This window comes from Streptomyces candidus, assembly GCF_014207445.1.
GTDB lineage: Bacteria > Actinomycetota > Actinomycetes > Streptomycetales > Streptomycetaceae > Streptomyces > Streptomyces candidus.
The window spans coordinates 133,958-149,586 of record NZ_JACHEM010000006.1 but is presented as its reverse complement, the minus strand read 5'-3'; the positions used below and the strand labels follow the sequence as shown (position 1 = coordinate 149,586).

Sequence of the window (15,629 nt, the reverse complement as noted above, 5' to 3'; positions counted from 1 at the left end):
TTCGGGATGCGCGCCGCTTCCAGGCGCGTACCCCCTCAGTCAGGAGAGACCGGTGTCAGATGTCCGTGTGTTCATCCAACGCGATTCCGAGCGGGAAGAGCGCGTGGTGACGACGGGCACTACGGCAGCCGAGCTCTTCGCCGGTGAGCGCTCGATCGTCGCCGCCCGGGTCGCGGGCGAGCTGAAGGACCTCAGCCACGAGGTTCAGGACGGCGAGGAGGTCGAGCCCGTCGAGATCACCTCCGAGGACGGCCTGAACATCCTCCGCCATTCCACCGCGCACGTCATGGCACAGGCCGTGCAGGAGCTGTTCCCGGACGCCAAGCTGGGCATCGGCCCGCCGGTCAAGGACGGGTTCTACTACGACTTCGACGTCGAGAAGCCCTTCACCCCGGAGGACCTCAAGGCGATCGAGAAGCAGATGCAGGTCATCCAGAAGCGGGGGCAGAAGTTCTCCCGCCGGGTGGTCAGCGACGAGGCCGCCCGGGAGGAGCTGGCCGACGAGCCGTACAAGCTGGAGCTCATCGGCATCAAGGGCTCCGCGTCCAGCGACGACGGCGCGGACGTGGAGGTGGGCGGCGGCGAGCTGACCATCTACGACAACCTCGACGCGAAGACCGGCGAGCTGTGCTGGAAGGACCTCTGCCGGGGCCCGCACCTTCCCAGCACCCGCAACATCCCGGCCTTCAAGCTGATGCGCAACGCCGCCGCCTACTGGCGCGGCAGCGAGAAGAACCCCATGCTCCAGCGCATCTACGGCACCGCGTGGCCTTCGAAGGACGAGCTGAAGGCGCACCTGGAGTTCCTCGCCGAGGCGGAGAAGCGCGACCACAGGAAGCTCGGCAGCGAGCTGGACCTGTTCTCCATCCCGGAGCAGATCGGCTCGGGCCTCGCGGTCTTCCACCCCAAGGGCGGCATCATCCGCCGGGTCATGGAGGACTACTCGCGCCGCCGGCACGAGGAGGAGGGGTACGAGTTCGTCTACACCCCGCACGCCACCAAGGGGAAGCTCTTCGAGCAGTCGGGCCACCTGGACTGGTACGCCGACGGCATGTACCCGCCCATGCAGCTCGACGAGGGCACGGACTACTACCTCAAGCCCATGAACTGCCCGATGCACAACCTGATCTTCGACGCGCGGGGGCGCTCGTACCGTGAACTTCCCTTGCGGCTGTTCGAGTTCGGGACCGTGTACCGGTACGAGAAGTCGGGCGTGGTGCACGGACTGACCCGTGCCCGGGGCTTCACGCAGGACGACGCGCACATCTACTGCACCAAGGAGCAGATGGCGGAGGAGCTCGACAAGACGCTCACCTTCGTCCTGGGGCTGCTGCGCGACTACGGTCTGACCGACTTCTACCTGGAACTGTCCACCAAGGACCCGGAGAAGTTCGTCGGCAGCGACGAGATTTGGGAAGAGGCGACCGCGACGCTTCAGCAGGTCGCCGAGAAGCAGGGTCTGCCGCTGGTTCCCGACCCGGGTGGGGCCGCCTTCTACGGGCCGAAGATCTCCGTGCAGTGCAAGGACGCGATCGGCCGTACCTGGCAGATGTCGACCGTGCAGCTGGACTTCAACCTTCCGGAGCGCTTCAACCTGGAGTACACCGGCCCTGACGGCTCGAAGCAGCGTCCCGTCATGATCCACCGTGCGCTGTTCGGGTCGATCGAGCGGTTCTTCGCGGTGCTCCTGGAGCACTACGCGGGTGCGTTCCCGGCGTGGCTGGCGCCTGTGCAGGCGGTCGGCATCCCGATCGGTGACTCGCACATTCCGTACCTCCAGGAGTTCGCCGCGGAGGCGAAGAAGAAGGGGCTGCGGGTCGAGGTGGACGCTTCGTCCGACCGGATGCAGAAGAAGATCCGCAACCACCAGAAGATGAAGACGCCGTTCATGATCATCGTGGGCGACGAGGACATGGCGGCGGGCACGGTGTCGTTCCGCTACCGCGACGGATCGCAGGAGAACGGGATTCCGCGTGACCAGGCGATCGCCAAGCTGGTGGACGTCGTGGAACGTCGCGTGCAGGTCTAGCGCCTGAGTGCGACCGGGGAGGACGGTTCCGTCGAGGAGCCGCCCTCCCCGCTGTCCCCGCAGTTCGTCCGCCTATGCTTTCCGCATGACGACTGAGCCGGAGCAGCAGAGTGGACCGGTGGGTGAACCCGACGGGTTCGGGCGGCTGTGGACGCCCCACCGGATCGCGTACATCCAGGGTGAGAACAAGCCGACCGGGCCCGGTTCCGGCGACGGCTGCCCCTTCTGCGTGGCTCCCGCGCACAGCGACGAGGAGTCGCTCATCGTCGCACGCGGTACGAGTGTTTTCGCGATCATGAACCTGTACCCGTACAACGGCGGCCACATGATGGTCATGCCCTACCGGCACGTCGCCGACTACACCGAGCTGGACGGCCCGGAGACCGCCGAGCTGGCCGACTTCACCAAGCGGGCGATGACCGCGCTGCGCAAGGCGTCCGGCGCGCACGGGTTCAACATCGGGCTCAACCAGGGTGCCGCCGCCGGTGCCGGGATCGCCGCCCACCTGCACCAGCACGTCGTGCCCCGCTGGGGCGGCGACACCAACTTCATGCCCGTCGTCGGGCACACCAAGGTGCTGCCGCAGCTCCTCGCGGACACCCGCAAGATGCTCGCGGACGTGTGGCCCGAGACCCCGTAACGGCCTACGCGTCGTACAGGTCGGCCTTGCGCGGGGCCGGATCCTGGATCATGCCGCTGAGGAACGTGGAGCGGCCGCTGAAGCGGTCGGTGTCGACGCCGTGGTCCTCCAGCACCTTGATGGCGGCCGTGTGCACCACCCGCAGCACCGGCGCGGCCGCACGCATCGCGTCGTCGGCCATGAAGCGGTGCCGCCAGGGCTTCTGCGCCCAGACGTGCCGCAGCCCGAAGGGTTCGGGGAGCGTGAGCTTGCCGCCGAGGAAGTCCAGGACGTTGGGGAACCAGGTCAGGGGTGCGCGGGCGCTGAGTCGCACCACCTCGGTGGTGTCCGTCAGTGGCAGTGCGCGGTCCTTGGTCTCCCAGAACCTGACCGTCTTGTTGACCGTCACGGTCTTCGGGCTCGGCTTCGTGGTGAACAGGGGGTGGACCGGGCCCAGTGCGTGGCCGGTGACCTCGATGCGCAGGGTTTCGTGCAGGACGGTGACCGTGATGAGCATGGTGATGACCAGCTGGCCGTCCCACAGGGTGAACTGGACGCCCAGGTAGTGCCGGTTGCCCGCACCGAACTGCTGCTCGTTGCAGATCCGCTGTATCTCGTGGTTCTTGATCTGGTACGCCTCCACGTCCTGGCCCTCGGGGCGGCTGATCTCGCCCGCGTTCTCGCCGACGGGGGCGACGATCCAGTGCTTGACCGAGGGGGTGGGGAAGCCGCCGGTGTGCAGCGGGCCGCGCTCCAGCATGCGGAGCTGGTCGTGGATGGCGCGGATGACGTCCCAGCTGCGGAAACCGTGGATCTCCTTGCCGGGGTCGGCGCGGTCGAGCACCTCGGCGAGCTGCCAGCTTCCCCAGCGGGTGCCCATGCCGAGTATGCCCTTGGGGCCGGCGTAGAAGACCGAGTTGGACTGCTGCTCGGCGCTGAGCCTGGCGAGGCCCTGGCGGAGGCTCTCGGCGGCGATCTCCCCGGGGCTGCGGGGCACGGCCTCGGGGATCTTGGGGCCGATGCCGCCTCCGGAGAGCAGGGCGGACCAGCGGTCCCGCAGGTCCCTGGCGGCGGCTTCGCAGATCTGCTTGGCCCAGAGCCAGCCGATCACGGGGGCGATGAGCATGGCACGCAGGTAGATGCCGAGGATGCCGTCGAAGGGGAGTTTGACCAGGAAGATGACCAGCAGGCCGCCGACGGCGACCAGCAGGACCGTGCCCAGTGCGCCGGCCCGCTTGTCCTTGGCGCCCGCTATGGTCCGGCGGAGCTGGAAGACGGCCAGCCAGAGCAGGAGTCCGGGGAGGAAGAGCACGCCGAAGACGCCCATCACCAGGGTGAGTCTGGTGTCGCGGGCCTTGCGGATGTTGGTGGCCGCCAGGCAGTGCTCCACCACGGTCTGCGGATCGGTGCCGAAGGACTGGACGAGCGCCTTGCGGGCGCCGCCGAGCATGCGGACCTGGACGGCGCGCGAGAAGGCCTCGCCGAGGTTCGGCTCGAAGAGGGAGAGCTTGCCCTTCTTCACGGCCGACTTGTGCCACTCGCCGTTCGCGTCGAGGATCGCGGTCACCGGGCTGTCGCGGTACGCCGCCGAGGCGAGCGCGTGCGTGGCCGCGGTCTGTCCGGCCGCTCCGGTGAGCGGTACCTGTGCACCGGGTGAGAAGTCGAATCCCGAGTCCGCCACTACCGCCCCCATCGACCGCCACCGTACGACATTGCCTTGCGGCCCTTGCCCAACTGCCGCGTTCCGCACACCTTCTGAGCTGGGATCACATGGTATCGACTGGCACCCTGCTCGTCATGGGAGCGCGGAATGCCGTCCACCGCAAGCGATTTGGGTGAACGGCACCGCCGCATTTCGGTCAACTCAGCTCAACGCGCAATGCGTTGAGTCCGGTTACGAGACCTTTTGTTCGCGTTCACGGAATTTGCCCGCGAGAGGGAGCGGCATGGCCTCGTGTCGGGCGTACGTACGACTGAAGCGGCCGGTGCCGTGCGACACGGAACGCAGGTCGATCGCGTACCGGCCGATCTCGCTCTCGGGGACCTCCGCGCGGATCAGCGTGCGGCCGTGCCCCGTCTGTTCGGTGCCCATGACGCGGCCGCGCCGCCCGGAGAGGTCGCTCATCACCGGGCCGACGTAGTCGTCGGGTACCAGGACGGTGACGGCGGCCACCGGTTCCAGCAGGTCGATGCGGGCGCCCGCGGCGGCCTCGCGCAGCGCCAGCGCCCCCGCGGTCTGGAACGCGGCGTCGGAGGAGTCCACCGAGTGGGCCTTGCCGTCGCGCAGGGTGATCCGTACGTCCACGAGCGGGTGGCCCGCGGCCAGACCCCGGGCGGCCTGCGCGCGTACACCCTTCTCCACGGACGGGATGAACTGGCGTGGCACCGCGCCGCCGACCACCTTGTCCACGAACTCGATGCCCGTTCCCGGCGGCAGCGGCTCCACGTCGATCTCACAGATGGCGTACTGGCCGTGGCCGCCCGACTGCTTGACGTGGCGGCCCCGCCCGGTGGCCCTTTCGCCGAAGGTCTCGCGCAGCGACACCTTGTGGTCGACCGCGTCGACCTGGACGCCGTACCGCGAGCGCAGCCGCTCCAGGGCGACGTCCCGGTGCGCCTCGCCCAGGCACCACAGGACCAACTGCCGGGTGGACGGGTTCTGTTCGAGGCGCATGGTCGGGTCCTCGGCGACCAGCCGGGCCAGGCCCTGGGACAGCTTGTCCTCATCGGCCTTGCTGTGCGCCTGGATGGCGAGGGGGAGCAGCGGGTCGGGCATCGACCAGCCCTCCATGAGCAGCGGGTTGTCCCTGTCGGAGAGGGTGTCGCCGGTCTCGGCGCGGGTGAGCTTGGCCACGCAGACGAGGTCGCCGGCGGCGGCGTGGGTGAGGGGGCGCTGCTGCTTGCCGAAGGGTGAGGAGAGGGTGCCGATCCGCTCGTCGAGGTCGTGGTCCTCGTGGCCGCGGCCGGCGCGGCCGTGGCCGGAGACGTGGACGGTCTCATCGGGGCGCAGGGTGCCCGAGAAGACCCGTACCAGGGAGAGGCGGCCGACGTACGGGTCGGAGGAGGTCTTGACGATCTCGGCGACCAGCGGGCCCGCAGGGTCGCAGCCGATCGGCGGGCAGGGCCTGCCCCGGGGGGTGGTGACGGCCGGCAGTTCGTGTTCGGCCGGGGTGGGGAAGCCGCCGGTGATCAGCTCCAGGATCTCCAGCGTGCCCAGGCCCTGGCGGCTGCCCTCGGGGGCGGGGGCGGCCGCCAGGACGGGGTGGAAGGTGCCGCGGGCGACGGCGCGTTCGAGATCGCCGACAAGGGTCTTGACGTCGATCTCCTCGCCGGCGAGGTAGCGGTCCATGAGGGACTCGTCCTCGCTCTCGGCGATGATCCCCTCGATGAGCCGGTTGCGGGCCTCCTCGATGCGCGGCAACTGGGTGGGATCGGGGAGGAGCTCCCTGCGCTCCCCGGAGGAGTAGTCGTAGATCTTCTGCGAGAGCAGGCCGAGGAGTCCGGCGACCGGCGCGTTCCCGTCCGGACCGTGCTCGCCGTAGAGCGGGAGGTACAGCGGCAGTACGGCGTCCGGGTCGTCGCGGCCGAAGGCCTCGGCGCAGAAGTCGGTCATGGACTCGAAGTCGGCGCGGGCCGCCTCCAGGTGCGTGACGACGATCGCGCGCGGCATCCCGACGGCCGCGCACTCCTCCCACACCATGCGGGTCGCGCCGTCCACGCCGTCCGACGCGGAGACGACGAAGAGAGCGGCGTCCGCGGCGCGCAGACCGGCCCGCAGCTCGCCGACGAAATCCGCGTAGCCGGGAGTGTCCAGAAGGTTGATCTTGATGCCGTCGTGCGTGACGGGGACGAGGGAGAGCTGTACCGAGCGATGCTGCCGGTGCTCGATGTCGTCGTGGTCGGAGACGGTGGTGCCGTCCTCGACGCGGCCCGCCCGGTTCACCGCCCCCGCCGCCAGCGCGAGGGCCTCCACCAGGGTGGTCTTGCCCGATCCGCTGTGGCCGACCAGCACCACGTTCCGTACGGACGAGGGCCGGTCGGCCGTCGCCGCCCTGCCGGCGGCTCCGGGGTGTGTGCTCGTGCGTGTCTTGTCGCCCATGATGTCGCGGCCTCCCGGTCTTCGTGCACGGTGAGGGACGGGCGCGGACATGAGGAGCCGCAACGGCGTGGCGGCACCGGTGACGCCCGCGGTCATTCGAGCTTTCCACTCGGGTCACCGCGCGTCCATACCCCGGCCCGCTGCGGCTCCGGCGGCCGGTGCGGGCGCTCGGGCCACGGCGTGCGCCGGCCGCGCCGCGCCGGGCGGGTGCCGCCATCCGTCGTACGCGAGCCGCGCCCGGCCGGGTGCCCGGCGGTGCGGCCCGGAGGTCGTGGCTACGATGGGCCAGCCGGTGGCCGTAGGGGCCGCTCGGCCCACCGACCCCTCGGGAAGGCCATGCTGAACAAGTACGCGCGTGCATTCTTCACGCGTGTCCTCACACCGTTCGCCGCGTTTCTGCTCCGTCGAGGAGTCAGCCCGGATGCGGTCACGCTCATCGGCACGGCCGGAGTGATGGCGGGTGCGCTGGTCTTCTTCCCTCGCGGGGAGTTCTTCTGGGGCACCATCGTCATCACCCTCTTCGTCTTCTCCGACCTCGTCGACGGCAACATGGCGCGGCAGGCGGGGGTGTCCAGCCGCTGGGGCGCGTTCCTCGACTCGACGCTGGACCGCGTCGCCGACGCGGGCATCTTCGGCGGGCTCGCCCTCTGGTACGCCGGGCACGGCGACGACAACGTGCTGTGCGCTGTCGCCCTGTTCTGCCTCGCGAGCGGCCAGGTCGTGTCGTACACGAAGGCGCGCGGCGAGGCGATCGGGCTGCCGGTGGCCGTCAACGGGCTCGTGGAACGCGCGGAGCGGCTGGTCATCACGCTGGTCGCGGCCGGTCTCGCCGGGCTGCACGCCTTCGGTGTGCCGGGCGTCGACGTGCTGCTGCCCGTCGCCCTGTGGGTGGTGGCCGTCGGCTCCCTGGTGACGCTGGGACAGCGGGTGGTGACGGTGCGCCGGGAATCGGCCGAGGCCGACGCCGCGACCGGGAACGGAGCCGCGTCGTGAGCACGTCCGCCGCAAAAGGGCGGCCGGCCGCGAAGGACAAGCTGGTGGACGGGCTGTACGGGCTCGGCTGGGCGGGCGTCAAGAAGCTTCCCGAGCCGGTGGCCAACGGACTGGGACGTGTCATCGCCGACCGGGTCTGGAAGCGGCGCGGCAAGAGTGTGCTGCAGTTGGAGGCCAACCTCGCGCGGGTCGTGCCGGACGCGGACCCGGCACGGCTGCGGGCGCTGTCCCGCGCGGGCATGCGCTCGTACATGCGGTACTGGATGGAGTCCTTCCGGCTGCCCGCGTGGAGCCGGGAGCGGATCGCGACCGGTGTGGAGATCCAGGACATCCAGCGGTTGACGAAAACCCTGGAAGCGGGGCGTGGCGTGGTCCTCGCCCTGCCGCACATGGCCAACTGGGACCTGGCCGGCGCGTACGCCACCACGCATCTCGGGCATCCCTTCACGACGGTCGCCGAACGCCTCAGACCGGAGTCGCTGTTCGACAGGTTCGTCGCCTACCGCGAGGGCCTCGGTATGGAGGTGGTGCCGCACACCGGCGGCTCCGCCTTCGGAACCCTCGCCAGGCGGCTGCGCGCCGGAGGCCTGGTCTGCCTGGTCGCCGACCGGGACCTCTCCTCGTCCGGCGTCGAGGTCAAGTTCTTCGGCGAGAGCACCCGGATGCCGGCCGGACCGGCGATCCTGGCGCAGCAGACGGGGGCGCTGCTGCTGCCCGCCACGCTCTGGTTCGACGGCACGATGCTGCGGGGGAGGGTGCACCCGCCCGTGGACGTGCCCGAGACGGGCACCCGCGCCGAGAAGTCCGTCGTCATGACGCAGGCGCTGGCGGACGCCTTCGCCGGCGGGATCGCCGAGCACCCGGAGGACTGGCACATGCTGCAACGATTGTGGCTCGCGGACCTGGAGACGCGACCGGGGGAGGGCGCGTGAGGATCGGCATCGTCTGCCCCTACGCGTGGGACGTGCCCGGAGGCGTCCAGTTCCACATCCGGGACCTCGCCGAGCACCTGATCGGGCTCGGGCACGAGGTGTCGGTGCTGGCCCCGGCGGAGGAGGACACGCCGCTGCCGCCGTACGTCGTCTCGGCGGGACGGGCGGTGCCGGTGCGTTACAACGGGTCGGTGGCCCGGCTGAGCTTCGGCGTCCTGTCGGCGGCGCGGGTTCGCAGGTGGCTGCACGACGGCACCTTCGACGTCGTCCACATCCACGAACCCGCAGCCCCCTCCCTGGGCCTGCTGACCTGCTGGGCCGCGCAGGGACCGATCGTCGCGACGTTCCACACGTCGACGGCGCGCTCCCGGGTCATGCTCGCCGCGTACCCGATCCTCCAGCCCGCGCTGGAGAAGATCAGCGCGCGCATCGCGGTCAGCGAGTACGCGCGCCGCACGCTCGTCGAGCACCTGGGCGGCGACGCGGTGACCATCCCCAACGGCGTCGACGTCGACTTCTTCGCCAAGGCCGAACCCAAGGCCGAGTGGCAGGGCCAGACCCTCGGCTTCATCGGCCGCATCGACGAACCCCGCAAGGGGCTGCCGGTCCTGATGCGGGCGCTGCCGAAGATCCTGGCCGAGCGCCCGGACACCCGGCTGCTCGTCGCCGGCCGCGGCGACGAGCAGGAAGCGGTCGCCTCGCTGCCCCAGGAGATGCGCGCGCGGGTGGAGTTCCTCGGCATGGTCAGCGACGAGGACAAGGCGCGGCTGCTGCGCAGTGTCGACGTGTACGTGGCGCCGAACACCGGCGGGGAGAGCTTCGGGATCATCCTCGTCGAGGCGCTGTCGGCGGGCGCGCCGGTGCTCGCCAGCGACCTGGACGCGTTCGCGCAGGTGCTGGACCAGGGCGGGGTGGGCGACCTGTTCGCGAACGAGGACGCGGACGCGCTGGCGGCGGCCGCCCTGCGTCTCCTCGGCGACCCCTCGCGGCGAGCGGGCCTGAGCGAGCGGGGCGCACTGCACGTGCGGCGGTTCGACTGGTCGACGGTCGCCGCGGACATCCTCGCGGTGTACGAGACGGTGATGGACGGGGCGGCGTCGGTGGTCGCGGCGGAGGACGCGCGGCCCGGGAGGGTGGCGCGGGTGCGGGCGCGGATGGGGCGGGAGCAGTAGGGGGTAACGGGGGAGGCGGGCGTGGGGGTACGGGGTACGGACGGGGCGTCGTGGCCGTGGGGGTACGGGCGGTGGCGGGCGGGGCGTAGGGCGGGGGCCGGTAGCCTCGGCGGGTGACCGTAACCCTCATCTGGATCGTCGTCGCCCTCCTCGCCATCGGCCTCTACCTCAGCTGGACCGCAGGCCGCCTCGACCGCCTGCACGCCCGTATCGACGCCTCCCGCGCCGGCCTGGACGCGCAGCTCCTGCGACGGGCTTCCGTCACCCAGGAGTTGGCGACGTCCGGCGTGCTCGACCCGGCGTCGTCGATCGTGCTGTACCAGGCCGCGCACGACGCGCGGCAGGCCGAGGAGGAGCAGCGGGAGGTCGCGGAGAGCGAACTCAGCCAGGCGCTCCGGGCGGTGTTCGGCGAACCTGAGCAGGTGGAGGCGCTGAAGGAGGCCCCGGGGGGCGAAGAGGCCGCGGGAGAACTGGCCGCCGCGGTGCGCCGGGTGCCCATGGCCCGTCGCTTCCACAACGACTCCGTACGCGCGGCCCGCGCCCTGCGCCGGCACCGCAAGGTGCGCTGGTTCCGGCTGGCGGGGCACGCCCCCTTCCCGATGGCGTTCGAGATGGACGACGAGCCGCCGGTGGCCCTCGCCGACCGCCCCGGCACGTAACGCCACTCCAGGAAAACGAGCCACCGGCTCCTCATTGGCCCTTGCAGTGGACTGGTCCCAGGCTGTTCTCTCGGAAGTGCCAGAACTTTCAGCACCGAGTGAGGTCCCCGTGTCCAGCAAGTCCTCGAAGTCCTCGAAGTCCTCCAAGGCAGGCAAGTCCGCCGAGAAGACCGAGGTTCGGCAGTCCGCGCCTGCCACCGGCACCGACCGCGTCAAGCGCGGCATGGCCGAGCAGCTCAAGGGCGGCGTGATCATGGACGTCGTCAACGCCGAGCAGGCGAAGATCGCCGAGGACGCGGGCGCCGTCGCCGTCATGGCGCTGGAGCGGGTGCCCGCCGACATCCGCAAGGACGGCGGCGTGGCCCGGATGTCCGACCCCAACATGATCGAAGAGATCATCGAGGCCGTCTCCATCCCGGTCATGGCCAAGTCCCGCATCGGTCACTTCGTCGAGGCCCAGGTCCTCCAGTCGCTCGGTGTCGACTACATCGACGAGTCCGAGGTGCTGACCCCGGCCGACGAGGTCAACCACTCCGACAAGTGGGCGTTCACCACCCCCTTCGTCTGCGGTGCCACCAACCTCGGCGAGGCCCTGCGCCGCATCGCCGAGGGCGCGGCGATGATCCGCTCCAAGGGCGAGGCCGGCACCGGCAACGTCGTCGAGGCAGTCCGGCACCTGCGCCAGATCAAGAACGAGATCGCCAGGCTGCGCGGCTACGACAACAACGAGCTGTTCGCCGCCGCCAAGGAGCTCCGCGCCCCGTACGAGCTGGTCAAGGAGGTCGCCGAACTCGGCAAGCTCCCGGTGGTGCTGTTCTCCGCCGGTGGTGTCGCCACCCCGGCCGACGCCGCGCTCATGCGCCAGCTCGGCGCCGAGGGCGTCTTCGTCGGCTCCGGCATCTTCAAGTCCGGCGACCCGGCCAAGCGTGCCGCCGCCATCGTCCGCGCCACCACCTTCTTCGACGACCCGAAGATCATCGCGGACGCCTCCCGGAACCTGGGCGAGGCCATGGTCGGCATCAACTGCGACACCCTCCCCGAGTCCGAGCGCTACGCCAACCGGGGCTGGTAACTCCGATGAAGAGCAACCCCGTTGTCGGCGTCCTGGCTCTCCAGGGCGACGTACGGGAGCACCTGATCGCCCTGGCCGTGGCCGACGCCACGGCCAGGGAGGTCCGGCGTCCCGAGGAGCTCGCCGAGGTCGACGGGCTGGTCATCCCCGGCGGCGAGTCCACCACCATCTCCAAGCTGGCCTCCCTCTTCGGCCTGCTGGAGCCGCTGCGCACCCGCATCGCCGACGGCATGCCCGTGTACGGCACCTGCGCCGGGCTGATCCTGCTCGCCGACAAGATCCTCGACCCGCGTTCGGGCCAGGAGACCCTCGGCGGCATCGACATGATCGTCCGCCGCAACGCCTTCGGCAGGCAGAACGAGTCCTTCGAGACCGGCGTCGACATCGAGGGCGTCGAGGGCGGCCCGGTCGAGGGCGTCTTCATCCGCGCACCGTGGGTGGAGTCGGTCGGGGCCCAGGTCGAGGTGCTCGCCGAGCACGGCGGCCACATCGTCGCCGTTCGGCAGGACAACGCGCTCGCCACGTCGTTCCACCCCGAACTCACGGGCGACCACCGCGTGCACGCGATGTTCGTGGACATGGTGCGGGCCGCAAGCTGACGCGCTCCCGGTAGGATCTCTGCCGAACGCAGCAGAATTGGTTACGCGAAGGAGACAGGCAGATGTCCGGCCACTCTAAATGGGCTACGACGAAGCACAAGAAGGCCGTGATTGACGCCAAGCGCGGCAAGCTCTTCGCGAAGATGATCAAGAACATCGAGGTCGCGGCGCGCACGGGCGGCGCGGACGTCGCGGGCAACCCGACCCTCTTCGACGCCATTCAGAAGGCCAAGAAGAGCTCGGTCCCGAACAAGAACATCGACTCGGCCGTCAAGCGCGGCGCCGGCCTGGAAGCCGGTGGCGCCGACTACGAGACGATCATGTACGAGGGCTACGGTCCCAACGGTGTCGCCGTGCTCATCGAGTGCCTCACCGACAACCGCAACCGCGCCGCCTCCGACGTGCGCGTCGCGATGACCCGCAACGGCGGTTCGATGGCCGACCCGGGCAGCGTCTCGTACCTTTTCCACCGCAAGGGCGTCGTCATCGTCCCCAAGGGCGAGCTCACCGAGGACGACGTGCTGGGCGCGGTCCTCGACGCCGGTGCCGAAGAGGTCAACGATCTCGGCGACACCTTCGAGGTGCTCAGCGAGGCCACCGACCTGGTCGCCGTCCGCACCGCGCTCCAGGAGGCGGGCATCGACTACGACTCGGCCGACGCCAACTTCGTGCCGACCATGCAGGTCGAGCTGGAGGAAGAGGGCGCGCGCAAGATCTTCAAGCTGATCGACGCGCTGGAGGACAGCGACGACGTGCAGAACGTCTTCGCCAACTTCGACGTCAGCGACAAGGTGATGGCCGCGCTCGACGCGGAGTAGCCGGCAGTGGCGGTACGACGGCGGGCCGGTAGGGGACACACCCCTACCGGCCCGACGCGTTGTCAGAGGTGGCCGTTAGCCTGTGGGCCTCAGCCAGCGAACGAGAAAACACGACGGTGACCGGCCACCTCCGCGCGAGCGGAGGCGCTTCAGCCGCACAGAGGGGCAGGGGGCACGGTGCGTGTACTGGGAGTGGACCCGGGGCTGACCCGGTGCGGCGTCGGGGTGGTCGAGGGAGTGGCCGGAAGGCCGCTGACCATGTGCGGGGTGGGCGTCGTCCGCACGCCCGCCGACGCAGAGCTGGGAATGCGCCTGCTCGCCATCGAGCGGGGCATCGAGCAGTGGCTCGACGACTACCGCCCCGAAGTCCTCGCCGTGGAGCGCGTGTTCAGCCAGCACAACGTGAGCACGGTGATGGGCACCGCCCAGGCGAGCGCGGTGGCCATGCTGTGCGCCTCCCGCCGCGGCATCCCCGTCGCCCTGCACACCCCCAGCGAGGTCAAGGCCGCCGTCAGCGGCAGCGGGCGCGCCGACAAGGCACAGGTCGGGGCGATGGTGACCCGGCTGCTGCGGCTCGACGCCCCGCCGAAACCGGCGGACGCGGCCGACGCCCTCGCCCTCGCCATCTGCCACATCTGGCGGGCCCCCGCGCAGAACCGGCTCCAGCAGGCGGTAGCCGCCCACAAGTCCCGTACCACCCGAGCAAGCGCTCCGAGCGCGTCGCGTACCGCTCGTCCCGCAGGGAAAGGCCGCACCTCATGATCGCCTTCGTCAGCGGCCCGGTGGCCGCACTCGCCCCGACCACCGCCGTCATCGAGGTCGGCGGCATCGGCATGGCCGTGCAGTGCACGCCGAACACGCTCTCCACGCTCCGCATGGGCCAGGACGCCAAGCTCGCCACCTCCCTGGTCGTACGGGAGGACTCGCTCACCCTCTACGGGTTCGCGGACGACGACGAACGCCAGGTCTTCGAACTGCTCCAGACCGCGAGCGGCGTCGGCCCCCGCCTCGCCCAGGCCATGCTCGCCGTGCACAGCCCCGACGCGCTGCGCCTCGCGGTGTCCACAGGGGACGAGAAGTCCCTCACCGCCGTCCCCGGCATCGGCAAGAAGGGGGCGCAGAAGCTCCTCCTCGAACTGAAGGACCGGCTCGGTGAACCGCTCGGCACCGGCGGTCTCGCCGGCACCCGGCGCAGCACCGCGTCCGGCCCCGCCCCGTGGACCGAGCAGCTCAGCGCGGCACTGATCGGACTCGGCTACGCCTCCCGCGAGGCGGAGGAAGCGGTCGCGGCCGTCACCCCGCAGGCCGAGGCCGCCCTGGCCGGCGGCACCCAGCCGCCCGTACCGCAACTGCTGCGTGCCGCGCTCCAGACCCTCAACCGCACCCGCTGACCCGCCCCCGCTGACCCGCCCCCGCCGACCCGGCCTCCTGACGTACCGCAGCCGACCCGAGAGATCCGCACATGAACTGGGACGAGACCGGACCCGACACCGCCGCCGACCCGAGGCTGGTGGACTCCTCCGCCGACGGCGAGGACCAAGCCGTCGAGGCCGCGCTGCGCCCCAAGGACCTGGAGGAGTTCGTCGGCCAGGAGAAGGTGCGCGAGCAGCTCGACCTCGTCCTGCGCGCGGCCCGCGCCCGCGGTGCGACCGCCGACCACGTCCTGCTCTCCGGTGCGCCGGGACTCGGCAAGACCACCCTCTCCATGATCATCGCCGCGGAGATGGGTGCCCCGATCCGCATCACCAGCGGCCCGGCCATCCAGCACGCCGGTGACCTCGCCGCGATCCTCTCGTCCCTCCAGGAGGGTGAAGTCCTCTTCCTCGACGAGATCCACCGGATGTCCCGTCCGGCGGAGGAGATGCTCTACATGGCGATGGAGGACTTCCGCGTCGACGTCATCGTCGGCAAGGGCCCCGGCGCCACCGCCATCCCGCTGGAGCTGCCGCCCTTCACCCTCGTCGGCGCGACCACCAGGGCAGGGCTGCTGCCGCCGCCCCTGCGCGACCGCTTCGGGTTCACCGGACACATGGAGTTCTACGAACCCTCCGAACTGGAGCGCGTCATCCACCGCTCGGCCCGCCTCCTGGACGTCGAGATCGGCGCCGACGGAGCAGCCGAGATCGCCGGACGCTCCCGCGGCACCCCCCGCATCGCCAACCGGCTGCTGCGCCGGGTCCGGGACTACGCCCAGGTCAAGACCGACGGCGGGATCATCGACAAGGACGTCGCCAACGCCGCCCTCAAGGTCTACGAGGTGGACCCGCGCGGACTGGACCGGCTCGACCGGGCCGTGCTCGGCGCCCTCCTCAAGCTCTTCGGCGGCGGGCCGGTCGGCCTGTCGACGCTCGCGGTCGCCGTGGGGGAGGAGCGGGAGACCGTCGAGGAGGTCGCCGAACCGTTCCTCGTACGGGAGGGCCTGCTGGCCAGAACACCGCGTGGCCGGGTCGCCACCCCCGCCGCGTGGGCGCATCTGGGACTCGTACCGCCGCAGCAGGGTTCGGGGAAAGCCGGACAACCGGGTCTGTTCGGGACGTGACGGTGCGGGAAGCTCGCCGGGCCAGGAACCACGGTGCGATGCTGGGCGTTGTTCCATTGACGCGGACTCGCTTAGACTCCGCCGATGCCGACCTCTCC

The 15,629-nt window shown here is 70.6% G+C and carries 14 protein-coding genes; 12 read left to right on the top strand and 2 right to left on the bottom strand.

The genetic code is table 11. The annotated features are described in order from the left end of the window. The first annotated feature begins 52 nt into the window (after nt 1-52). On the top strand, nt 53-2,029 hold the full coding sequence (thrS, locus tag HNQ79_RS13740) for a threonine--tRNA ligase (protein ID WP_185030660.1): 1,977 nt from the start codon (nt 53-55) through the stop codon (nt 2,027-2,029). A gap of 85 nt (nt 2,030-2,114) precedes the next feature. Continuing rightward, nucleotides 2,115-2,669: an HIT family protein gene (locus HNQ79_RS13735; RefSeq protein WP_185030658.1), complete on the top strand. Its 555-nt coding sequence runs from the start codon at nt 2,115-2,117 to the stop codon at nt 2,667-2,669. Nucleotides 2,670-2,673: 4 nt separating this feature from the next. On the opposite strand, the gene HNQ79_RS13730 is transcribed toward HNQ79_RS13735, so the two are convergent. Beyond that, entirely contained in the window at nt 2,674-4,329 is a 1,656-nt protein-coding gene (locus HNQ79_RS13730) for an AbeC-like domain-containing protein (RefSeq protein WP_185031108.1), read from the bottom strand. Nucleotides 4,330-4,542: 213 nt separating this feature from the next. Continuing rightward, complete coding sequence (locus HNQ79_RS13725; RefSeq protein ID WP_185030656.1) at nt 4,543-6,747, bottom strand: elongation factor G-like protein EF-G2; 2,205 nt, start codon at nt 6,745-6,747, stop codon at nt 4,543-4,545. 336 nt (nt 6,748-7,083) lie between these two features. On the opposite strand from HNQ79_RS13725, the gene pgsA reads away from it, so the two are divergent. The 10 genes from pgsA (at nt 7,084) to ruvB (ending at nt 15,531) form a co-directional block, all read left to right on the top strand. Further along, on the top strand, nt 7,084-7,740 hold the full coding sequence (gene pgsA, locus HNQ79_RS13720) for a phosphatidylinositol phosphate synthase (RefSeq protein ID WP_185030654.1): 657 nt from the start codon (nt 7,084-7,086) through the stop codon (nt 7,738-7,740). Continuing rightward, on the top strand, nt 7,737-8,672 hold the full coding sequence (locus HNQ79_RS13715) for a phosphatidylinositol mannoside acyltransferase (RefSeq protein WP_185030652.1): 936 nt from the start codon (nt 7,737-7,739) through the stop codon (nt 8,670-8,672). Before pgsA ends, HNQ79_RS13715 begins: the two co-directional genes overlap by 4 nt. Beyond that, a complete protein-coding gene (locus HNQ79_RS13710; RefSeq protein ID WP_185030650.1) occupies nt 8,669-9,844 on the top strand; it encodes a glycosyltransferase family 4 protein in 1,176 nt (391 codons plus the stop codon). The genes HNQ79_RS13715 and HNQ79_RS13710 overlap by 4 nt, the downstream gene beginning before the upstream one ends. Nucleotides 9,845-9,957: 113 nt before the next feature. Next, complete coding sequence (locus HNQ79_RS13705) at nt 9,958-10,503, top strand: hypothetical protein (RefSeq protein ID WP_185030648.1); 546 nt, start codon at nt 9,958-9,960, stop codon at nt 10,501-10,503. Nucleotides 10,504-10,612: 109 nt separating this feature from the next. Continuing rightward, complete coding sequence (gene pdxS / locus HNQ79_RS13700; RefSeq protein ID WP_268253570.1) at nt 10,613-11,575, top strand: pyridoxal 5'-phosphate synthase lyase subunit PdxS; 963 nt, start codon at nt 10,613-10,615, stop codon at nt 11,573-11,575. Nucleotides 11,576-11,580: 5 nt separating this feature from the next. After that, complete coding sequence (pdxT, locus tag HNQ79_RS13695; RefSeq protein WP_185030644.1) at nt 11,581-12,174, top strand: pyridoxal 5'-phosphate synthase glutaminase subunit PdxT; 594 nt, start codon at nt 11,581-11,583, stop codon at nt 12,172-12,174. 62 nt (nt 12,175-12,236) lie between these two features. Further along, nucleotides 12,237-12,992 (top strand): YebC/PmpR family DNA-binding transcriptional regulator, encoded by a 756-nt coding sequence (locus HNQ79_RS13690; protein WP_185030642.1) that lies wholly within the window; start codon nt 12,237-12,239, stop codon nt 12,990-12,992. 177 nt (nt 12,993-13,169) lie between these two features. Next, nucleotides 13,170-13,754: a crossover junction endodeoxyribonuclease RuvC gene (ruvC, locus tag HNQ79_RS13685; RefSeq protein ID WP_185030640.1), complete on the top strand. Its 585-nt coding sequence runs from the start codon at nt 13,170-13,172 to the stop codon at nt 13,752-13,754. Next, on the top strand, nt 13,751-14,383 hold the full coding sequence (gene ruvA / locus HNQ79_RS13680) for a Holliday junction branch migration protein RuvA (protein WP_185030638.1): 633 nt from the start codon (nt 13,751-13,753) through the stop codon (nt 14,381-14,383). Before ruvC ends, ruvA begins: the two co-directional genes overlap by 4 nt. A gap of 71 nt (nt 14,384-14,454) precedes the next feature. Beyond that, nucleotides 14,455-15,531 (top strand): Holliday junction branch migration DNA helicase RuvB, encoded by a 1,077-nt coding sequence (gene ruvB / locus HNQ79_RS13675; RefSeq protein ID WP_185030637.1) that lies wholly within the window; start codon nt 14,455-14,457, stop codon nt 15,529-15,531. Nucleotides 15,532-15,629 lie beyond the last annotated feature (98 nt).